Origin of the sequence: Streptomyces sp. NPDC048248 (assembly GCF_043201875.1) — a bacterium.
Taxonomy (GTDB): domain Bacteria; phylum Actinomycetota; class Actinomycetes; order Streptomycetales; family Streptomycetaceae; genus Streptomyces.
This window is the reverse complement of record NZ_JBICZL010000008.1, coordinates 124,282-143,146: the sequence shown is the minus strand read 5'-3', so window position 1 is coordinate 143,146 and position 18,865 is coordinate 124,282. Positions and strand designations below refer to the sequence as shown.

Annotated in this window: 17 protein-coding genes; 13 read left to right on the top strand and 4 right to left on the bottom strand. The window is 70.7% G+C overall.

Annotated features, from left to right (window positions below):
- Window positions 1-78 precede the first annotated feature (78 nt).
- Complete coding sequence (locus ACGFZW_RS18775) at window positions 79-804, bottom strand: exonuclease domain-containing protein (protein ID WP_393894249.1); 726 nt, start codon at window positions 802-804, stop codon at window positions 79-81.
- Between the two features lie 277 nt (window positions 805-1,081).
- Here ACGFZW_RS18775 and ACGFZW_RS18770 point away from each other — a divergent pair, with 277 nt between their 5' ends.
- The 3 genes from ACGFZW_RS18770 to thrS all read left to right on the top strand — a co-directional run bounded on the left by ACGFZW_RS18770 (window position 1,082) and on the right by thrS (window position 4,919).
- Entirely contained in the window at window positions 1,082-1,648 is a 567-nt protein-coding gene (locus ACGFZW_RS18770) for a DUF4365 domain-containing protein (protein WP_393894248.1), read from the top strand.
- Window positions 1,648-2,835, top strand: coding sequence for a hypothetical protein (locus ACGFZW_RS18765; protein WP_393894247.1), 1,188 nt, complete (start codon window positions 1,648-1,650; stop codon window positions 2,833-2,835). The genes ACGFZW_RS18770 and ACGFZW_RS18765 overlap by 1 nt, the downstream gene beginning before the upstream one ends.
- Window positions 2,836-2,939: 104 nt before the next feature.
- A complete protein-coding gene (gene thrS, locus ACGFZW_RS18760) occupies window positions 2,940-4,919 on the top strand; it encodes a threonine--tRNA ligase (protein ID WP_393894246.1) in 1,980 nt (659 codons plus the stop codon).
- A gap of 57 nt (window positions 4,920-4,976) precedes the next feature.
- Here thrS and ACGFZW_RS18755 read toward each other — a convergent pair whose 3' ends face one another.
- On the bottom strand, window positions 4,977-5,618 hold the full coding sequence (locus tag ACGFZW_RS18755; protein WP_393894245.1) for a potassium channel family protein: 642 nt from the start codon (window positions 5,616-5,618) through the stop codon (window positions 4,977-4,979).
- 67 nt (window positions 5,619-5,685) lie between these two features.
- Here ACGFZW_RS18755 and ACGFZW_RS18750 point away from each other — a divergent pair, with 67 nt between their 5' ends.
- The 3 genes from ACGFZW_RS18750 to ACGFZW_RS18740 all read left to right on the top strand — a co-directional run bounded on the left by ACGFZW_RS18750 (window position 5,686) and on the right by ACGFZW_RS18740 (window position 8,362).
- The gene (locus ACGFZW_RS18750) at window positions 5,686-6,243 is read left to right on the top strand and encodes an HIT family protein (RefSeq protein ID WP_393894244.1); all 558 of its coding nucleotides are present in this window, start codon (window positions 5,686-5,688) and stop codon (window positions 6,241-6,243) included.
- A 92-nt stretch (window positions 6,244-6,335) separates the two neighbouring features.
- Entirely contained in the window at window positions 6,336-7,154 is an 819-nt protein-coding gene (locus tag ACGFZW_RS18745; RefSeq protein ID WP_393894243.1) for a polysaccharide deacetylase family protein, read from the top strand.
- Window positions 7,154-8,362: a hypothetical protein gene (locus tag ACGFZW_RS18740; RefSeq protein WP_393894242.1), complete on the top strand. Its 1,209-nt coding sequence runs from the start codon at window positions 7,154-7,156 to the stop codon at window positions 8,360-8,362. Before ACGFZW_RS18745 ends, ACGFZW_RS18740 begins: the two co-directional genes overlap by 1 nt.
- Before the next feature lie 37 nt (window positions 8,363-8,399).
- On the opposite strand, the gene ACGFZW_RS18735 is transcribed toward ACGFZW_RS18740, so the two are convergent.
- Both ACGFZW_RS18735 and ACGFZW_RS18730 read right to left on the bottom strand, forming a co-directional pair.
- Window positions 8,400-10,076, bottom strand: coding sequence for a hypothetical protein (locus ACGFZW_RS18735; protein ID WP_393894241.1), 1,677 nt, complete (start codon window positions 10,074-10,076; stop codon window positions 8,400-8,402).
- Window positions 10,077-10,236: 160 nt separating this feature from the next.
- Entirely contained in the window at window positions 10,237-12,435 is a 2,199-nt protein-coding gene (locus ACGFZW_RS18730; protein ID WP_393894240.1) for an elongation factor G-like protein EF-G2, read from the bottom strand.
- Between the two features lie 300 nt (window positions 12,436-12,735).
- Here ACGFZW_RS18730 and pgsA point away from each other — a divergent pair, with 300 nt between their 5' ends.
- The 7 genes from pgsA to ACGFZW_RS18695 all read left to right on the top strand — a co-directional run bounded on the left by pgsA (window position 12,736) and on the right by ACGFZW_RS18695 (window position 18,766).
- The gene (gene pgsA / locus ACGFZW_RS18725; protein ID WP_393894239.1) at window positions 12,736-13,392 is read left to right on the top strand and encodes a phosphatidylinositol phosphate synthase; all 657 of its coding nucleotides are present in this window, start codon (window positions 12,736-12,738) and stop codon (window positions 13,390-13,392) included.
- The gene (locus ACGFZW_RS18720) at window positions 13,389-14,468 is read left to right on the top strand and encodes a phosphatidylinositol mannoside acyltransferase (RefSeq protein ID WP_393894238.1); all 1,080 of its coding nucleotides are present in this window, start codon (window positions 13,389-13,391) and stop codon (window positions 14,466-14,468) included. Before pgsA ends, ACGFZW_RS18720 begins: the two co-directional genes overlap by 4 nt.
- Window positions 14,465-15,670 (top strand): glycosyltransferase family 4 protein, encoded by a 1,206-nt coding sequence (locus ACGFZW_RS18715; RefSeq protein WP_393894237.1) that lies wholly within the window; start codon window positions 14,465-14,467, stop codon window positions 15,668-15,670. The genes ACGFZW_RS18720 and ACGFZW_RS18715 overlap by 4 nt, the downstream gene beginning before the upstream one ends.
- A gap of 49 nt (window positions 15,671-15,719) precedes the next feature.
- Window positions 15,720-16,265, top strand: a complete 546-nt coding sequence (locus ACGFZW_RS18710) for a hypothetical protein (protein ID WP_393894236.1) — start codon at window positions 15,720-15,722, stop codon at window positions 16,263-16,265.
- A gap of 129 nt (window positions 16,266-16,394) precedes the next feature.
- On the top strand, window positions 16,395-17,306 hold the full coding sequence (pdxS, locus tag ACGFZW_RS18705) for a pyridoxal 5'-phosphate synthase lyase subunit PdxS (protein WP_393894235.1): 912 nt from the start codon (window positions 16,395-16,397) through the stop codon (window positions 17,304-17,306).
- 7 nt (window positions 17,307-17,313) lie between these two features.
- A complete protein-coding gene (gene pdxT / locus ACGFZW_RS18700; RefSeq protein ID WP_393894234.1) occupies window positions 17,314-17,907 on the top strand; it encodes a pyridoxal 5'-phosphate synthase glutaminase subunit PdxT in 594 nt (197 codons plus the stop codon).
- A gap of 106 nt (window positions 17,908-18,013) precedes the next feature.
- Entirely contained in the window at window positions 18,014-18,766 is a 753-nt protein-coding gene (locus tag ACGFZW_RS18695; RefSeq protein ID WP_393894233.1) for a YebC/PmpR family DNA-binding transcriptional regulator, read from the top strand.
- Window positions 18,767-18,865: the final 99 nt, after the last annotated feature.

Below are 18,865 nucleotides of genomic sequence, written 5' to 3'. Positions count from 1 at the left end.
AGAACTGCCGGAGATCCGACTTTTCCGCGGGCACGGTGGAAACCGTGGCCGGTGAATGCCGGAAATTCTGAGGCGCTATCAGGCGGCGGCGGGGAGTTCGGGACGCAGCGGCCAATGGGGGTCGACGGCCTCGGGGGTGCCGCTGCGGTCGAACCACGCCTGCAGCCCGCGGGCCTGCGCGGCGTACCAGACCGCTTGCCGGGTGTGCAGCTCGCGCGGCTGCAGCCCCTCCAGGCGGTCGGCGAAGCGGTGCCCCAGCGCCCGGACGACGCGCAGCGCGGCGAGGGCGTCGGCCGCCGCCTCATGGGCGCCGGTCAGCTCGACCTCGTAGTGCGCGCACAGGTCGGTCAGGGTGCGGCGGCCCTTGCGGTAGCGGTCGAGGTGCTTGTCGAGGACCCGCGGGTCCAGGACGCAGAGCGACCGGCCGCCGAGGTAGGCGTCGAACGGGGTGGCGCGGTGCCGTTTCAACTCGCGGTCCAGCAGGGTGAGATCGAACGGGGCGTTCATCACGACGAGCGGCCGGCCCGCCACGGACTGGGCGACCAGGGCCCGGGCGATCTCCTCCAGCGCCGGTGCCGGCCACCGGCCGTTCAGCGCGAGATGGTCACCCGTCAGGCCGTGTATCGCCGTCGCGGCCTCGGGTATCTCCACGCCCGGATTGATCAGCCAGCGGGTGATCCGCGGCGCGGAGCGGGGGGTCTCCTGGACCACCAGGGCCGCGGAGACGACCCGGTCCCGCTCGACGTCGATCCCCGTCGTCTCGGTGTCGAAGGAAGCAAGTGGACCGTCATACCAGCACGGCATCATCCCAACTCCTCGGGCTCGTGCGGCGGGTGACGGTGTACGTCACCCGAGCTGGTGATACCCGAGTGGCCGGGTGGTCGAACCGCCTTTGTTTGCGGAGCACTTGACGCGGAGAAAACCACAGGGACGGGCCGACGCGTTCCGCGCGGTCCGACGGCGGCGCTCTCGGGTGCCACCGGGCGCAGCCGAGAGCACGCTGGATCTCCTTTCCCGCGCGGGCGGCTGTCTCCCCGTCATCCACAGGTTTCGATCGGCACAGCCCGGAAGGCATGGAGCGATGACGCTCGCGCAGCCCGAACCGGGCGGGCTGCTGCCTCAGCGGATCACCCCGCGGCGCGGCGGACTCGCCACCACGGCCTGCATGGAGACCCTCCAGGTGGGCTATCTGCACGCGATCGCCGCCGCCTCCGGGTGCTCGCTGTCGCAGCCCTTCCCGGACAACGGAATCGACTGGCACGTCAGTCACGGCGGGGCCGGCCACACCATCGACGACGAGGTCACCATCAAGGTGCAGCTCAAGTGCACCTACCAGACCGCACCGCGCCCGCCGGGGCCCACCTTCGCCTTCACGCTCGACAACGATCACTTGGTGAAGCTGGCCCGTACGCCCGTGGCGGTCCACAAGATCCTGGTGGTGATGCTGGTGCCGCGGACGCAGGAGGACTGGCTTCGGGCCGGTCACGACCACCTCGAACTGCGGCACTGCTGCTACTGGACCAACCTGGCCGGCCACCCGGTGACCGGCCGGCGCAGGACCACCGTGCGGATCCCGACCACGCCGGTCTTCGACGACCGTGCGCTCTGCGACATCATGACGCGCGTCGGGGCGGGAGGGAGACCCTGATGTACCGGCCGACCGATGAATACGACGCGAGGCTGCTGGACCCCGCGCAGCTCGACCCCGCCGTGCTCAGCGCGCTGCTCGCCCGGCACGGCTGGCGCCGCAGGGGCGGAACCGCCGGACACTACGCCCGGTGGACGCCGCCGGGCGGAGGGGGCGGCACCAGCCTGCTGGTGCCCCACGATCGCCGCTTCCCCGACAGCGCGGAGCTGCTGGCCGAGGCGCTGGCCGCCCTCGCGCGGAGCGCGGTGCCCTCCGCCGAGGAGGTGCTGGTGGGGCTGGCCGTACCCAGCGACGAGGTGCGCTGGGAGCGAGGGATCCCGGAGGACGGCGCCGGGGCCGCGGCCTGGCTTGCCCAGGAGCAGCTGCGCGGTGCCGCGCGCTCGACGCTGATCGCCGGAGCTCTCGGCACCTGCTCGCGCGCCGGCTTCTACGGGGCACGGCACAAACGGCAGGCCGAGAAGTTCATGGCCGCGGTGCTGGTCGGACCGGCGTCGGCCGGGCGCCGGATGACCGCGTTCGTCCCCGTCCGGGCCGGGCGTACGGCCGTCGCCGGATTGCAGCGGGCGCTGCACGCGGCGCGGGACGCGACCGACTACCAGCGGGCCACCGGCGGCATGGAGGCCTTCGACGCGGCGGTGGAGCTGGGCGTCTGCTACGAGCTGGTCCAGGCGTTGATCGCGCTGGTACGGGACGCCGAGGGGGTGCGGATCACGGTGGAGTGGTCGCCGGCGGCCGGCGCCCCGGCCGGCAGCGCGGCCCGCCCCGAGCCGGTGGAGTTCTCCCCGGGGGACCTGCCGGCGCTCCAGCAGGCCGCAAGGCGCTATGTGCGCGGTGAGCCGTCGCTGCCGGTGCGCTTGACCGGTGCGGTCGTACGGCTGCGCCGGGAGCGGCCGGGCGGGCCGGGTACGGTGCGGTTGCGGGTCCTCGCCGGGGCGGATGTGGTGCAGGTGCGGGTCGCCCTGGGTGAGGAGGACTACCGGATCGCCGCGCACGCCCATCTGGTGGGGCTGCCGGTCCGGGTGACCGGGCGGCTGGAGAGCCGGGGCGGATTCCGGCGCCTCACCGGCGGCCGCGAGGTCACGCCCGTACAGGTCGACGACACCGAGCGGGACCGGCTGATGAAGTCGCTCCAGGAGAATCTGGACTTCTTCGAGGAGGCGTGCGGCGGGCCGCTGTCAGACGACTGAGCGGCGCCCGGGGCAAACCGTTTCGCGGTGGGGTCGGGTGGCTCGGTACGATTCGGCTGCGCAGCAATCGCTGACGTGCAAGAGACATGAGTTTGGAGAGACCGGTGTCAGACGTCCGTGTGACCGTCCAACGCGATTCCGAGCGGGAAGAACGCGTGGTGACCACGGGGACTACGGCCGCCGAGCTCTTCCAGGGCGAGCGCAGTGTCGTCGCCGCTCGGGTGGCCGGGGAGCTGAAGGACCTGGCCTACGAGGTCACCGATGGCGAGGTGGTCGAGCCCGTCGAGATCACCTCCGAGGACGGCCTGAACATCCTGCGGCACTCCACCGCGCACGTGATGGCCCAGGCCGTGCAGGAGCTGTTCCCGGAGGCGAAGCTCGGCATCGGGCCGCCCATCAAGGACGGTTTCTACTACGACTTCGACGTCGAGAAGCCCTTCCACCCGGACGACCTCAAGCGCATCGAGAAGAAGATGCAGGAGATCCAGAAGCGCGGGCAGAAGTTCGCGCGCCGGGTCACCACCGACGAGGACGCCCGCGAGGAGCTCGCCGGCGAGCCGTACAAGCTGGAGCTCATCGGCCTCAAGGGCTCCGCCGCCGAGGCCGCCGAGGGCGCGTCGGCCGAGGTCGGCGCCGGCGAGCTGACCATCTACGACAACCTCGACGCCAAGACCGGCGAGCTGTGCTGGAAGGACCTCTGCCGCGGTCCGCACCTGCCCACCACCCGGAACATCCCGGCCTTCAAGCTCATGCGCTCGGCCGCGGCCTACTGGCGGGGCAGCGAGAAGAACAAGCAGCTCCAGCGCATCTACGGCACCGCCTGGCCGACGAAGGACGAGCTGAAGGCGTACGTCGAGTTCCTGGCCGAGGCCGAGAAGCGCGACCACCGCAAGCTCGGATCCGAGCTGGACCTGTTCTCCATCCCGGAGGAGCTGGGCTCCGGTCTCGCGGTCTTCCATCCCAAGGGCGGCATCGTCCGCCGTGAGATGGAGAGCTACTCGCGCCGGCGCCACGAGGACGCGGACTACGAGTTCGTCAACACCCCGCACATCTCGAAGGAAGAGCTCTTCGTCACCTCGGGGCATCTGCCGAACTACGGGGAGGCGATGTTCCCGCCGCTGGAGTTCGACGGGCAGAACTACCGCCTCAAGGCGATGAACTGCCCCATGCACAACCTCATCTTCAAGGCGCGCGGCCGCTCCTACCGCGAACTGCCGCTGCGGCTCTTCGAGTTCGGCACGGTCTACCGCTACGAGAAGTCCGGTGTCGTGCACGGTCTGACCCGTGCCCGTGGCTTCACCCAGGACGACTCGCACATCTACTGCACCAAGGAGCAGATGGCGAGCGAGCTGGACTCCCTGCTCACCTTCGTCCTTGACCTGCTGCGCGACTACGGCCTGACCGACTTCGAGCTGGAGCTGTCCACCCGCGACGACTCCCCGAAGTTCATCGGTGAGGACGCCGAGTGGGAGGAGGCCACCGACGCGCTGCGTCAGGCGGCCGAGAAGCAGGGCCTCCCGCTCGTCCCCGACCCGGGCGGCGCCGCCTACTACGGCCCGAAGATCTCGGTGCAGGCCAAGGACGCGATCGGCCGCTCCTGGCAGATGTCGACGATCCAGGTGGACTTCCAGCAGCCGAAGCGGTTCGGCCTGGAGTACACCGCGGCGGACGGCACCAAGCAGCAGCCCGTCATGATCCACCGCGCGCTGTTCGGCTCCATCGAGCGGTTCTTCGCGGTGCTGCTCGAACACTACGCGGGCGCCTTCCCGGCGTGGCTCGCACCGGTCCAGGCGGTCGGGATCCCGATCGGCGACGCGCATGTGTCCTACCTCCAGGACTTCGCCGCCGCGGCGAAGGCCAAGGGGCTGCGCGTCGAGGTCGACGCCTCCTCGGACCGGATGCAGAAGAAGATCAGGAACGCGCAGAAGAGCAAGGTGCCGTTCATGGTCATCGCGGGTGACGAGGACCTCGCCAACAACGCGGTCTCCTTCCGCTACCGCGACGGCTCGCAGAAGAACGGCATTCCGCGCGACGAGGCGATCGCCGAGCTCCTGGACGTCGTGGAGCGCCGCGCCCAGGTCTGATGGTGGTTCCACCCGGTACCGGGCCCCGGCGAGCGCACCCCGCTCGCCGGGGCCCGGTCAGCTTTCGCCCTCCTGCCGGAAGCGCCGCATCAGCCAGGAGGAGAACGAGCCCACCACCGCCCCGACCAGGGCGACCCCCACGCACATCAGCCCTGCGGCGGTCAGTCGTCCCCGCAGGGTGACGGGCGTGGAGTCGCCGTAGCCGGTGGTCGTCAGCGCGGAGCAGGCCCACCACACGGAGTCGCCGAAGGTCCTGATGTTCGCCCCGGGGGCATAGCGCTCGTCGTGCAGTACGGCCAGGCTGGCGGCGAAGCCCAGCAGCAGCGCGGAGAGCCCGGAGTACGTCATCACCCGGGCCTCCAGCGCGAGCCGCGGCTGCTGCCTGCGCCGCTGGAGACGCTCGTGCAGGTCGACCATGCGCAGCGGGCGCAGCAGCGGCAGCACGGTCACGATCAGGTCCAGCCAGCGGGTGCGCACGAAGCGCCGCCGGTTGTCGGTGAAGGCCAGCCGCGCGAGATATTCGGCGACGAAGACGCCCCAGCTGACGACCGTGACGGTCTCCCACAGGGCGTGCCAGCCGGGGGAGAGGTGGGGCATCAGGACGCGGACCGCGTAGGAGGTGAGGAAGAGGAGCGAGGCGAGGAGAAGGTAGGGCTCGGCGCGCTGTTCCCACCTCCGCAGCCGCTCTTCGTTGTCCACCCGCCCAGCATCGTGGAGCCGACCGCGGGGCCCGCCCCAACGACACGCCTCGAACAGGCGAAGTCATATGCTTGCCCGTATGACAAGCGAGCCGGAGCAGCAGATCGGAGTCGGGACACAGGACGCCTTCCAGCGCCTGTGGACGCCCCACCGGATGGCCTACATCCAGGGGGAGAACAAGCCGACCGGTCCGGGGGCCGATGACGGCTGTCCGTTCTGTTCGATTCCCGCGAAGTCGGACGAGGACGGCCTCGTGGTCGCGCGCGGCGAGCAGGTCTACGCGGTGCTGAATCTGTACCCGTACAACGGCGGCCACCTCATGGTCGTGCCCTTCCGGCACGTCGCCGACTACACCGAGCTGACCGGCCCGGAGACAGCGGAGCTCGCCGAGCTGACGAAGCAGGCGATGTCCGCGCTGCGTACGGCCTCCGGGGCGCACGGCTTCAACATCGGGATGAACCAGGGCACCGTCGCCGGCGCCGGGATCGCGGCCCACCTCCACCAGCACGTCGTACCGCGCTGGGGCGGCGACACCAACTTCATGCCGGTGGTCGGCCACACCAAGGTGCTGCCTCAACTCCTGGCCGACACACGGGCAATGCTCGCGGACGCCTGGCCCGCGTAGACCGCCTCCCGTCCGGGTGCGCAAAGCGACACGCACTCGGACGAATTGGGCATATCGCCCTAATTTGGAATGACTGCCCCTCTAATGGTGTGGTGACTTCCCTGGATCGCCGCTCCGTGCTGCGCGCGGCCGCCTCGGCCGCGGCCGTCGGCGCGCTCGCGTCGGGTTGTGCCCGTGCCGGCACGGGCTCCTCGGCGGTACGGGTCACCGACCCGCCGCACTCCGAGAGGGCCGGTCCGCCGACATCCAGCCCGGGTGCCGCCTCGCCGTCCCCGGTGCACGCCGCCCGCCCGCCGACCCGGGCGCCCGGCCTGCCCGTGGAGATCGAGCACGGCCCGCGCGACCGGCAGGCGGTGGCCCTGACCTTCCACGGGCGGGGCGACCCCAAGCTGGCCACCGCCCTGCTGGGCGAGGCGGAGCGGGGCGGCGCAAAGGTCACCGTGCTCGCCATCGGCGACTGGCTCGACGAGCATCCCGCGATGGCCCGCCGGATCCTCGACGGCGGCCACGAGCTGGGCAATCACACGATGCACCACCGCAATATCTGTGCGCTGCCGGCCGACGCGGCCTACGCCGAGATCACCCAGTGCGCCGACCGCCTGCGGCGGCTCACCGGAAGCATCGGCAGCTGGTTCCGCCCCTCGCAGACCCAGCGGTCCACCACCCTGGTGACCCGGCTGGCCCGTAAGGCCGGCTACCCGCACATCCTCTCCTACGACCTGGACTCCCTCGACGCGGACGACCCCGGGGCGCCGGCTGTCCGGCGCACGGTGGTGGACGGCGTCGAACCGGGCTCGGTCGTGAGCCTCCACCTCGGGCACGCCGGCACGGTGGCCGCGTTGCCCCCGATCCTCGACGGCCTCCGCCGGCGCGGTCTGCGCGCGGTGACGACAACGGAGCTAGTGACGTGATGGCTGACCGGACCCGTACTCAAGACCGCACGACGCAGTCCCGCCCCGGCCGCCGGGCCGCACTGCTCGCCGTGGCCTGCGCGCTGGTGGCGGCCGGCTGCGGCGGCGGCAGCGAGATCAAGGCCGCCGAGAACAGCCCGCACCCGCCGAAGCCGTCACCGGCGAAGGCCGTCAAGCCGGGCCTGCCCGGGATGCCGCCGCTGCTGGATCAGAACGACCTCTACGCGGCGGACCGCCCCAACAAGCTGTCACCGGTCGTCAAGGACTTCCCCTCGCGGGTGTACGTACCCAACACCGGGTCGGACACGGTGAGCGTCATCGACCCGAAGACGTACAAGGTCATCGAGACGATCCCGGTGGGTGTGCAGCCCCAGCACGTCGTGCCCTCGTGGGACATGAAGACGCTCTGGGTCAACAACAACCGGGGACACGACCTCACCCCGATCAACCCGGCCAACGGCAAGGCCGGCAAGAAGGTCGACGTCCACGACCCCTACAACCTGTACTTCACGCCCGACGGGAAGTACGCGGTCGTCATGGCCTCGATGGACCGGCAGCTGGTCTTCCGCGACCCGCACACCATGGAGGTGCGCAAGACGGTGCCGGTCAGCTGCGCGGGCGTCAACCACGCCGACTTCTCGCCCGACGGCAGGTACTTCGTCGTCTCGTGTGAGTTCTCCGGCGAACTGCTGAAGGTCGACACCGCGAAGATGAAGGTGATCGGCCAGCAGAAGCTGCCGTTCGAGGGCGCCATGCCGCAGGACGTGAAGATCTCACCGGACGGCAAGACCTGGTACATCGCCGACATGATGGCCGACGGCATGTGGGTCCTCAACGGTGACACCTTCGACAAGCCCAAGCTGATGCCCACCGGCAAGGGCGCCCACGGCCTCTACGTCAGCCGCGACTCCAAGCACATGTACATCTCCAACCGGGGCGAGGGCACCATCTCGCTCCTCGACTTCAAGAGCGGCGACCTCGTCGACAAATGGCGGATCCCCGGCGGCGGCAGCCCCGACATGGGCGGCGTCTCCGCGGACGGCAAGGTGCTGTGGCTGTCGGGCCGTTACAACTCCGAGGTCTACGCCCTCGACACGCGCACCGGGAAGACGCTGGCGAAGATCCCGGTGGGTGAGGGGCCGCACGGCCTGGCCGTCTATCCGCAGCCGGGCCGGTACTCCCTCGGACACACCGGGATCTTCCGCTAGGGCCGATCCGCACGTCGTGGACAGGGCCTAGGCGGGCCTAGGCGTTGTACTCGTCCGCCTTCGCCGGCTCGACGCCCTGGATCATGCCGCTCAGCACCAGAGAACGGTTGTCGAAGCGCTCGGTGTCCACGCCGTTCTCCTTGAGCACGCTCATGGCGGCGGCGTGGACCGTGCGCAGCACCGGGGTGGCCGCGCGCAGCGCGTCGTCGGCCATGAAGCGGTGGCGCCAGGGCTTGTCGGCCCAGACGTGCCGGAGGCCGAAGGGCTCGGGCAGGACGAGCTTGCCGCCGAGGAAGTCAAGGACCGGCGGGAACCAGGTCAGCGGGGCCCGGGCGGCGAGCCGGACGACCTCGCCCGGCTCGATCAGCGGCAGCGTCTGGGTCTTGGTCTCCCAGAACCGTACGACCTTGGCGACGTCCTTGGTCTTGGGTTCGGGCTTGGTGGTGAAGAGGGCGTTCACCGGCCCCAGCGCATGCCCGGTGACCTCGATGCGCAGCGTCTCGTGCAGCACCGTGACGGTGATCATCAGCGTGATCACCAGCTGGCCGTCCCAGAGCACGAACTGGACGCCCAGATAGTGCCGGTTGCCGCTGCCGAACTGCTGCTCGTTGCAGATGCGCTCTATCTCGTGCCCGCGCACCTGGAAGGCCTCCACCTCCGTGCCTTCCGGGTGGGCGACGGCCGTGGCCTTCTCGCCGACCGGGGAGACGATCCAGTGGCGCACCGACGGAGGCTGCTGGAAGCCGCCGGTGTGCAGCGGGCTGCGCTCCAGCAGGCGGAGCCGGTCGTGGATGACCCGGATGACGTCCCAGCTGCGGAAGGGGTGGATCTCGGTGCCCTCCTGCGCCGGCCGCAGCTCCTCGGCCAGCTGCCAGCTGCCCCAGCGTGTGCCCATGCCGAGTATCCCCTTGGGGCCGGCGTAGAAGACGACGTTGCTGCGCTGCTCGGCGGAGACCTTGGCGAGGTTCTGCCGGAGGGTCTCGGCGGCGATCTCGTTCGGGTCCTGCGGCACCGCCTCGGGGATCTTCGCGGCCACGCCGCCGCCGTCGAGCAGGCCCTTCCAGGCGTCCCGCATCATGACGGCGGTCTTCTCGCAGATCTGCTTGGCCAGCCACCAGCCGACCACCGGGGCGACCAGCATGGCTCGGGCGTACAGCGCCCAGAAGCCGGTGAGCGGCAGCTTGATCATGAAGAACACCGCGGCGCCGCCGAGCACCAGCAGCAGCACGGTGCCCAGCAGGGAGACGCCGCCCTTGTCCTTGGAGAGCATCTTCTTGAGCTGGAAGGCGCCCAGCCACAGCAGCACGCCGGGCAGGAAGAGCAGGCCGAACAGCACCATCAGCATCGTCAGCTTCGCATCGCGCTGCTTGCGGACGCGGGTGGCGGACAGGCAGTGCTCGACGACGGTCTGCGGCTCGGTGCCGAAGGACTGGATGAGCGCCTTGCGGCCGCCGCCGAGCATGCGCACCTGCACGGCGCGGGCGTACGCCTCACCGAGGTTGGGTGCGAACAGTGACAGCTTCGGCTTCTTGATCTCCGACGTGCCGGACTCGGAGTCGGCCGTGGAGATGTCGGTGAGCGGACTGTCCCGATAGGCGACCGAGGCCAGCGCCTGGGTGGCCGCCGTCTGACCGGAGCCTCCCAGGAGCGGCACCTGCGCACCGGGACTGAAGTCAAAGCCGTCTGCCACTACCGCCCCCATCACCGCACGCATCCGATGATGCGGCTCTTTCCCGACTACCGCTCGCGGCACACCTGCTGGGCCTGCGGCCTCTTGCTCTCTCCCCGCCCCACGCCCAGCCGGCAGGCTCTCAGCGTACAGCCGCCGCCCGGCCCGAGGGAGTTGAGCGGGACAGCGGCTGAGCAGCCGTTAACTATGCGCCGTTTTCGGCTTGTTCCCGCAGCTTCGCGGCGAGCTGGGTCGGCATCGGCTCGTGTCGCAGGTAGACGCGCTGGAATCGGCCCGTTCCGTGCGAGAGGGAACGCAGATCGACGGCGTACCTGTCGATCTCCAGCTCGGGGACCTCCGCGCGTACGAGAGTGCGGCCGGCCCCTGACTGCTCGGTGCCCACCACCCGGCCCCGGCGCCCCGAGAGATCGCTCATCACCGTGCCGACGAAGTCGTCCGGAATCAGCACGGTCACCTCGGCGACCGGTTCGAGGAGATCGATCCGGGCCTCGGCCGCCGCCTCGCGCAACGCCAGGGCGCCCGCAGTCTGGAACGCGGCGTCGGAGGAGTCGACCGAGTGGGCCTTGCCGTCCAGCAGGGTGACGCGGATGTCGACGAGGGGGTGCCCGGCGGCGACCCCGCGCGCGGCCTGGGCGCGTATGCCCTTCTCCACGGACGGGATGAACTGCCGGGGCACCGCGCCGCCCACCACCTTGTCGACGAATTCGATGCCGGAGCCTCCCGGCAGCGGTTCGACCTCGATCTCGCAGATCGCGAACTGTCCGTGGCCGCCGGACTGCTTCACATGGCGGCCGCGTCCCGCGGCGGCGGAGCCGAAGGTCTCCCGCAGCGACACCTGGTGGGTGACGGTGTCCACCTGCACGCCGTAGCGGGTTCGTAGGCGCTCCAGTGCCACATCGACATGCGCCTCGCCCATGCACCACAGCACCACCTGGTGGGTGTCCTGATGGTGCTCCAGCCGCATCGTCGGATCCTCGGCCACCAGGCGGGCCAGGCCGTGCGAGAGCTTGTCCTCGTCGGCCTTGCTGTGTGCCTGGATGGCGACCGGCAGCAGCGGGTCCGGCATGGTCCAGGGCGCCATCAGCAGGGGAGCGTCCTTGTCCGACAGGGTGTCGCCGGTCTCGGCACGGGACAGCTTCGCCACGCACGCAAGATCGCCGGCGATCGCCTGCGGCAGGGTGCGCTGCTGCTTGCCGAAGGGCGCGGACAGTGCGCCGACCCGCTCGTCGACGTCATGGTCCTCGTGGCCACGGTCCTGCAGGCCGTGTCCGGAGACATGCACCGTCTCGTCCGGGCGCAGGGTGCCGGAGAAGACGCGGACGAGGGAGAGCCGCCCGACGTAGGGGTCGGAGGAGGTCTTGACCACCTCCGCGGCGAGCGGGCCGGCGGGGTCGCAGGTCAGCGGCGGGCGGGCGGCTCCGTCGATGCCCGTGACGGGGGGTGCCTCGCGCTCCGCCGGAGTCGGGAAGCCGCCGGTGATCAGCTCCAGCAGCTCGATGGTGCCGAGCCCCTGCCGGGACCCCTCGGCGGCCGGAGCTGCCGCCAGCACCGGGTGGAAGGTGCCGCGCGCCACGGCCGTCTCCAGATCCCCGGTGAGTGTCTTGATGTCGATCTCCTCACCGCCGAGATAGCGGTCCATGAGGGACTCGTCCTCGCTCTCGGCGATGATCCCTTCGATCAGCCGGTTGCGTGCCTGCTCGATCAGGGGCAGCTCCTCCGCGGTGGGCGCGCGCTCGGTGCGCTCACCGGAGGAGTAGTCGAAGACCCGCTGGGAGAGCAGGCCGATCAGACCGTGCACGGGGGCGTGGCCGTCGGCGCCCGGTGTGCCGTACAGCGGGAGGTACAGGGGGAGCACCGCGTCGGGGTCCTCGCCGCCGAAGGTGCCGCGGCACAGCTCGGTCATCTCACCGAAGTCCGAGCGGGACGCTTCCAGGTGCGTGATGACCAGGGCCCGCGGCATGCCGACCGCCGCGCACTCGTCCCAGACCGCACGGGTGGCGCCCGCCACCCCGTCCGCAGCCGAGACCACGAAAAGGGCCGCGTCCGCGGCGCGCAGACCGGCCCTCAATTCCCCGACGAAATCGGCGTACCCCGGGGTGTCCAGGAGATTTATCTTGACGTCGCCCCAGTCCACCGGGACCAGGGAGAGCTGGATGGAGCGCTGCTGGCGGTGCTCTATCTCGTCGTAGTCGGACAGACAGCCGCCGTCCTCGACCCTGCCCGCCCGATTGACGGCGCCGGACGCCAGCGCGAGCGCCTCGACCAGGGTGGTTTTTCCCGAACCGCTGTGGCCGACCAGCACCACGTTCCGCAGGGCGGTGGGCCGGTCGGCCGTCGACGCCCTTCCGGCGGCTCCCGGGCGTGTACTCGACTTCTCGCTCATGTGTCTCGCCTCCAGGTCGACACTTTGCGGTGATTCGAGCTTTCCACCGTGGTCATGATGCGTCCATACGTGGCGCAAGGGGGCGGTCGGGGAGCTGAGCGGTGATCTTGCGAAAAAAGGGCCCGGGAGCAGGGTCGACGGGCTCATGGGTGCACCTGGGGGCGCGCGTCGATGCCTGCGAGCCCTGGCTTGCGCCCCACGCCGTGACGCATTGACGGCTGCCGGGGAGCGCCTGGCTACGATGGGCCAGCCGGTGGCCCCTTTTGACCGCACGGCCCGCATCGACCCTCCGGGAAGGCCATGCTGAACAAGTACGCGCGTGCGTTCTTCACGCGTGTTCTCACGCCGTTCGCCGCCCTGCTCATCCGCCTCGGGGTCAGCCCGGACGCGGTCACCCTGGTGGGAACCGGCGGCGTGGTGGCCGGCGCCCTGATCTTCTTCCCGCTGGGCGAGTTCTTCTGGGGCACGATCGTCATCACCCTGTTCGTCTTCTCGGACCTGGTCGACGGCAACATGGCGCGGCAGCTCGGCCGCTCCAGCCGCTGGGGCGCCTTCCTCGACTCCACCCTCGACCGGGTCGCCGACTCCGCCGTCTTCGGCGGACTCGCCCTCTGGTACGCCGGGCGGGGCGACAGCCTGATGCTCTGCGCGATGGCGATCTTCTGCCTCGCCAGCGGCCAGGTGGTCTCCTACACCAAGGCGCGCGGGGAGGCCATCGGGCTGCCGGTGAACGTCAACGGCCTGGTGGAGCGGGCCGAGCGACTGGTCATCACGCTGGTCGCGTGCGGACTGTCCGGGTTGCACGCCTTCGGCGTGCCCGGTATCGACATCCTGCTGCCGATCGCCCTGTGGATCGTCGGCGTCGGCAGCGCTGTCACCCTCGCCCAGCGCGTGGTGACGGTGCGCCGTGAATCGGCCGAGGCCGACGGAATCGCCCAAGGGGGGAGCGGCGCATGAGCCGTGAAGAGGGAACGGAAGACGGCCGAAGCGCCGGCCGCACGGCGCGGAGCGGGCTGCTGGGGCTGGACATCGACAAGCTGACCGACGGGCTCTACGGCCTGGGCTGGAGCACGGTCAAGAAGCTGCCGGAAGGCGTCGCCGTGCGGCTCGGCAGGCAGATCGCCGACCTGGCCTGGAAGCGCCGCGGCAAGGGCGTCCTACGCCTGGAGTCCAACCTCGCCCGCGTGGTGCCGGATGCCTCGCCCGAACGCCTCCGGGAGCTGTCCCGGGCCGGGATGCGCGCCTATCTGCGCTACTGGATGGAGTCCTTCCGGCTGCCCGCCTGGAGCGAGCAGCGGATAAAGGCCGGTTTCACTCCCCAGGACGTGCACTACCTGGAGGAGGGGCTCAAGAGCGGCCGGGGCGTCGTCCTCGCGCTGCCCCACATGGGCAACTACGACCTCGCGGGCGTCTGGGTCACCACCAAGCTCGGCGTCCCCTTCACCACCGTCGCCGAACGCCTCAAGCCGGAATCCCTCTACGACCGCTTCGTCGCCTACCGCGAGGGACTGGGCATGGAGGTGCTTCCGCACACCGGCGGGGCCGCCTTCGGCACCCTGGCGCGGCGGCTGCGCGCCGGCGGCCTGGTCTGCCTGGTCGCCGACCGCGACCTGTCCAGCTCGGGCCTGGAGGTCAAGTTCTTCGGCGAGGCGGCCAAGATGCCGGCGGGCCCCGCGATGCTCGCCCTGCAGACCGGAGCGATGCTCCTGCCCGTCACGCTCTGGTACGACCGGACCCCGACCATGCGGGGCAGGGTCCACCCGGAGATCGAGGTGCCCGAGACCGGCACCCGCACGGAGAAGGCCGCGGCGATGACCCAGGCCCTCGCCGACGCGTTCGCCTCCGGGATCGCCGAACACCCGGCGGACTGGCACATGCTCCAGCGCCTCTGGCTCGCCGACCTGGAGCCCCGCGAGGAGACCGACGGAGGCGCGGCGGCCCCTGGCGGCCCCACCCCGGGCGACCCGGCAGGCCCGCCGTCCGACGCCCCTCCCGCTGCCCACGGCGACGCCGCGGAAACGGAGAAGGCGTGAGAATCGGCATCGTCTGCCCCTATTCCTGGGACGTCCCCGGCGGCGTCCAGTTCCACATCAGGGACCTCGCCGAACATCTGATCCGGCTCGGCCACGACGTCTCCGTCCTGGCTCCCGCCGACGACGACAAACCGCTGCCGCCGTACGTCGTCTCCGCGGGTCGCGCCGTCCCGGTGCCCTACAACGGCTCGGTCGCCCGGCTGAACTTCGGCTTCCTCTCCGCGGCCCGGGTACGCCGCTGGCTGCAGAACGGCGCCTTCGACGTCATCCACATCCACGAGCCGGCCTCGCCGTCCCTGGGGCTGCTCTCCTGCTGGGCGGCCCAGGGACCGATCGTGGCGACGTTCCACACCTCCAACCCGCGCTCGCGGGCGATGATCGCCGCGTACCCGATCCTGCAGCCCGCGCTGGAGAAGATCAGCGCCCGGATCGCGGTGAGCGAGTACGCCCGCCGCACCCTCGTCGAGCACCTCGGCGGCGACGCCGTGGTCATCCCCAACGGCGTCGACGTCGACTTCTTCGCGCGGGCCGAGCCGAAGGCCGAGTGGCAGTCCGCCCCCGAGGGTGGCGCGGACGCGGGGCCCGGCGGGAGCGGCGCGCGCACGATCGGCTTCATCGGCCGGATCGACGAGCCGCGCAAGGGCCTGCCGGTCCTGATGAAGGCGCTGCCCGCGATCCTCGCCGAGGTGCCGGACGCCCGGCTGCTGGTGGCCGGCCGCGGCGACGAGGAGGAGGCGGTCGCCGCCCTGCCCGCCGAGATGCGCTCCCGGGTGGAGTTCCTCGGCATGGTCACCGACGAGGACAAGGCCCGGCTGCTGCGCAGCGTCGATCTGTACGTCGCACCCAACACCGGCGGCGAGTCCTTCGGCATCATTCTCGTCGAGGCCATGTCGGCCGGTGCCCCGGTCCTGGCCAGCGACCTCGACGCGTTCGCCCAGGTCCTTGACCAGGGCGAGGCGGGAGAGCTCTTCGCCAACGAGGACGCGGACGACCTCGCCGCCGCCGCCGTACGCCTGCTCGCCGACCCCGAGCGGCTGGCCGAGCTGCGCGCACGCGGCAGCAAGCACGTCCGCCGCTTCGACTGGTCGACGGTCGGCGCCGACATCCTCGCGGTGTACGAGACGGTCACCGACGGCGCCGCCTCGGTGGCCACCGACGAGCGGGTGGGGCTGCGGGCCCGCTGGGGCCTGGCCAAGGAGTGAGCGACGACCGGTGCGGCGGGCGCCGCGGCGGCCGGTACTGTGACCCGGCGTGACCACCTTCATCTGGATCGCGGCCGCGGTCGTCCTCATCGGCGTCTATCTGAGCTGGACCGCCGGACGCCTCGACCGCCTGCACGCACGGATCGACGCGGCCAGGGCGGCCCTCGACGCCCAACTGCTCCGGCGGGCCTCGGTCGCCCAGGAGGTGGGCACCTCGGGTGTGCTCGACCCCGCCGCTTCCATCGTGCTCTACCAGGCGGCGCACGAGGCCAGGCAGGCCGAGGAGGACCACCGCGAGGTCGCGGAAAGCGAGCTGAGCCAGGCGCTGCGCGCCATCTTCGCCGAGGAAGCCCAGCTGGAGGCCGTACGAGAGGCCCCCGGCGGCGAGCAGACGGTCGCCGAGCTGACCGCGGCGGTCCGCCGCGTGCCGATGGCGCGCCGGTTCCACAACGACGCCGTACGGGCCGCGCGCGCGGTGCGCCGTCACCGGGTGGTGCGCTATCTGCGGCTGGCGGGCCACGCGCCGTTCCCGCTGGCCTTCGAGATGGACGACGAGCCACCCGCGGTGCTCGACGACCGCTCGGGCGGAAACTGACCGTGGCCGGCCGCGCGGCGTCGCCGGCCGTAACGAGCCACTGACCTCTAATTGGCCCTTTTCGCAGGCCACTCGCAAAGGGTTGTGTGGGCGGCAACGTAAAACCACCCGCACTGAGTGAGGTCCACCGTGTCCAGCACGCCCACCACGCCCCAGCACCCCGAGACCGGAACCGCGCGCGTCAAGCGCGGGATGGCCGAGCAGCTCAAGGGTGGCGTGATCATGGACGTCGTCACGCCGGAAGAGGCGAAGATCGCCGAGGACGCCGGCGCCGTCGCCGTCATGGCCCTGGAGCGGGTCCCGGCCGACATCCGCAAGGACGGCGGCGTGGCCCGCATGTCCGACCCGGACATGATCGACGGCATCATCAACGCCGTCTCCATCCCGGTGATGGCCAAGTCCCGCATCGGCCACTTCGTCGAGGCCCAGGTCCTGCAGTCGCTCGGCGTCGACTACATCGACGAGTCCGAGGTGCTCACCCCGGCCGACGAGGTCAACCACTCCGACAAGTGGGCGTTCACCACCCCCTTCGTCTGTGGCGCCACCAACCTCGGTGAGGCCCTGCGCCGCATCGCCGAGGGCGCGGCCATGATCCGCTCCAAGGGCGAGGCCGGCACCGGCAACGTCGTCGAGGCCGTCCGCCACCTGCGCCAGATCAAGGGCGAGATCGCCCGGCTGCGCGGCTACGACAACAACGAGCTGTTCGCCGCCGCCAAGGACCTGCGTGCGCCGTACGAGCTGGTCAAGGAGGTCGCCGAACTGGGCAAGCTGCCGGTCGTGCTGTTCTCCGCCGGTGGCGTGGCGACCCCGGCCGACGCGGCCCTGATGCGCCAGCTCGGCGCCGAGGGCGTGTTCGTGGGCTCCGGCATCTTCAAGTCCGGCGACCCGGCCAAGCGCGCCGCCGCGATCGTGAAGGCCACCACCTTCTACGACGACCCGAAGGTCATCGCGGACGCCTCCCGCGACCTGGGCGAGGCCATGGTCGGCATCAACTGCGACACCCTCCCCGAGTCCGAGCGCTACGCCAACCGCGGCTGGTAGGGCGTCCATGACCACCCCCACCATCGGAGTACTGGCCCTCCAGGGCGACGTCCGCGAGCACCTCACGGCGCTCGCGGAGTCGGACGCCCTGGCGCGGCCGGTGCGCCGTGCCGAGGAGCTGGAGGGGCTCGACGGCCTGGTCATCCCGGGCGGCGAGTCCACCACCATGTCCAAGCTTGCCGTCGTCTTCGACATGCTGGAGCCGCTCCGGGCGTTCGTCCGGGCCGGCAAGCCGGTCTACGGCACCTGCGCCGGCATGATCATGGTCGCGGACAAGCTGCTGGACGGCCGCGAGGACCAGGAGACGCTCGGCGGCGTCGACATGATCGTGCGCCGTAACGCCTTCGGGCGGCAGAACGAGTCCTTCGAGGCGGCTGTGGACATGGCCGGTATTCCCGGCGGGCCGGTCGACGGCGTCTTCATCCGGGCGCCGTGGGTCGAGTCGGTCGGCGCGTCCGCGGAGGTCCTCGCGACGTACGGCGGCCACACCGTGGCGGTCCGGCAGGGTAACGTCCTTGCCACGTCTTTCCACCCGGAACTCACCGGCGACCACCGCGTTCACGCGTTCTTCGTCGATATGGTGAGGCGCGCGGAGCGCTGATCCCGGGGCGGTGACGGCGACGGGCGGCGCGTAATGCGGCCCGGCGCCGTCCCGGTAGGATCTCAGGCGTTCGTTTCTCAATTGGTTACGCGAAGGAGACAGGCGGATGTCCGGCCACTCTAAATGGGCTACGACGAAGCACAAGAAGGCCGTGATCGATGCCAAGCGCGGCAAGCTCTTCGCGAAGCTGATCAAGAACATCGAGGTCGCGGCCCGCACCGGCGGCGCCGACGTGGACGGCAACCCGACGCTCTTCGACGCCATCCAGAAGGCCAAGAAGAGCTCGGTGCCCAACAAGAACATCGACAGCGCGCTCAAGCGCGGTGCGGGTCTTGAGGCGGGCGGCGCCGACTACGAAACCATCATGTACGAGGGCTACGGCCCCAACGGCGTCGCGGTGCTCATCGAGTGCCTCACCGACAACCGCAACCGCGCGGCCTCCGACGTCCGGGTCGCGATGACCCGCAACGGCGGTTCGATGGCCGACCCGGGCTCGGTGTCCTACCTGTTCAACCGCAAGGGCGTGGTGATCGTCCCCAAGGGTGAGCTGACCGAGGACGACGTGCTCGGCGCGGTCCTGGACGCGGGCGCCGAAGAGGTCAACGACCTCGGTGACACCTTCGAGGTGCTCAGCGAGGCCACCGACCTGGTCGCGGTGCGCACCGCGCTCCAGGACGCCGGCATCGACTACGACTCGGCCGACGCCAACTTCGTCCCGACCATGCAGGTCGAGCTCGAAGAGGAAGGCGCGCGCAAGATCTTCAAGCTGATCGACGCGCTGGAGGACAGCGACGACGTGCAGAACGTCTTCGCCAACTTCGATGTCTCCGACGACGTCATGGCCAAGGTCGACGCCTGACGCCTGACGGCTCCGCCCGGCCGAACCGGCACCGCACACGCGGAGTTGGCCACCGGCCGCGGTGATACCTCGTTTTTTCGGTTTCGGTTTCGGTTTCGG

Excerpts from the sequence above, each read along its gene's own strand:
- ACGFZW_RS18750 (WP_393894244.1), top strand. The coding sequence starts at position 5,686 with ATGCTTGCCCGTATGACAAGCGAGCCGGAGCAGCAGATCGGAGTCGGG.
- ACGFZW_RS18735 (WP_393894241.1), bottom strand. The coding sequence starts at position 10,076 with ATGCGTGCGGTGATGGGGGCGGTAGTGGCAGACGGCTTTGACTTCAGT.
- ACGFZW_RS18765 (WP_393894247.1), top strand. The coding sequence starts at position 1,648 with ATGTACCGGCCGACCGATGAATACGACGCGAGGCTGCTGGACCCCGCG.
- ACGFZW_RS18740 (WP_393894242.1), top strand. The coding sequence starts at position 7,154 with ATGGCTGACCGGACCCGTACTCAAGACCGCACGACGCAGTCCCGCCCC.
- pdxT (WP_393894234.1), top strand. The coding sequence starts at position 17,314 with ATGACCACCCCCACCATCGGAGTACTGGCCCTCCAGGGCGACGTCCGC.
- pgsA (WP_393894239.1), top strand. The coding sequence starts at position 12,736 with ATGCTGAACAAGTACGCGCGTGCGTTCTTCACGCGTGTTCTCACGCCG.
- ACGFZW_RS18775 (WP_393894249.1), bottom strand. The coding sequence starts at position 804 with ATGCCGTGCTGGTATGACGGTCCACTTGCTTCCTTCGACACCGAGACG.
- ACGFZW_RS18720 (WP_393894238.1), top strand. The coding sequence starts at position 13,389 with ATGAGCCGTGAAGAGGGAACGGAAGACGGCCGAAGCGCCGGCCGCACG.
- ACGFZW_RS18695 (WP_393894233.1), top strand. The coding sequence starts at position 18,014 with ATGTCCGGCCACTCTAAATGGGCTACGACGAAGCACAAGAAGGCCGTG.
- ACGFZW_RS18730 (WP_393894240.1), bottom strand. The coding sequence starts at position 12,435 with ATGAGCGAGAAGTCGAGTACACGCCCGGGAGCCGCCGGAAGGGCGTCG.
- ACGFZW_RS18770 (WP_393894248.1), top strand. The coding sequence starts at position 1,082 with ATGACGCTCGCGCAGCCCGAACCGGGCGGGCTGCTGCCTCAGCGGATC.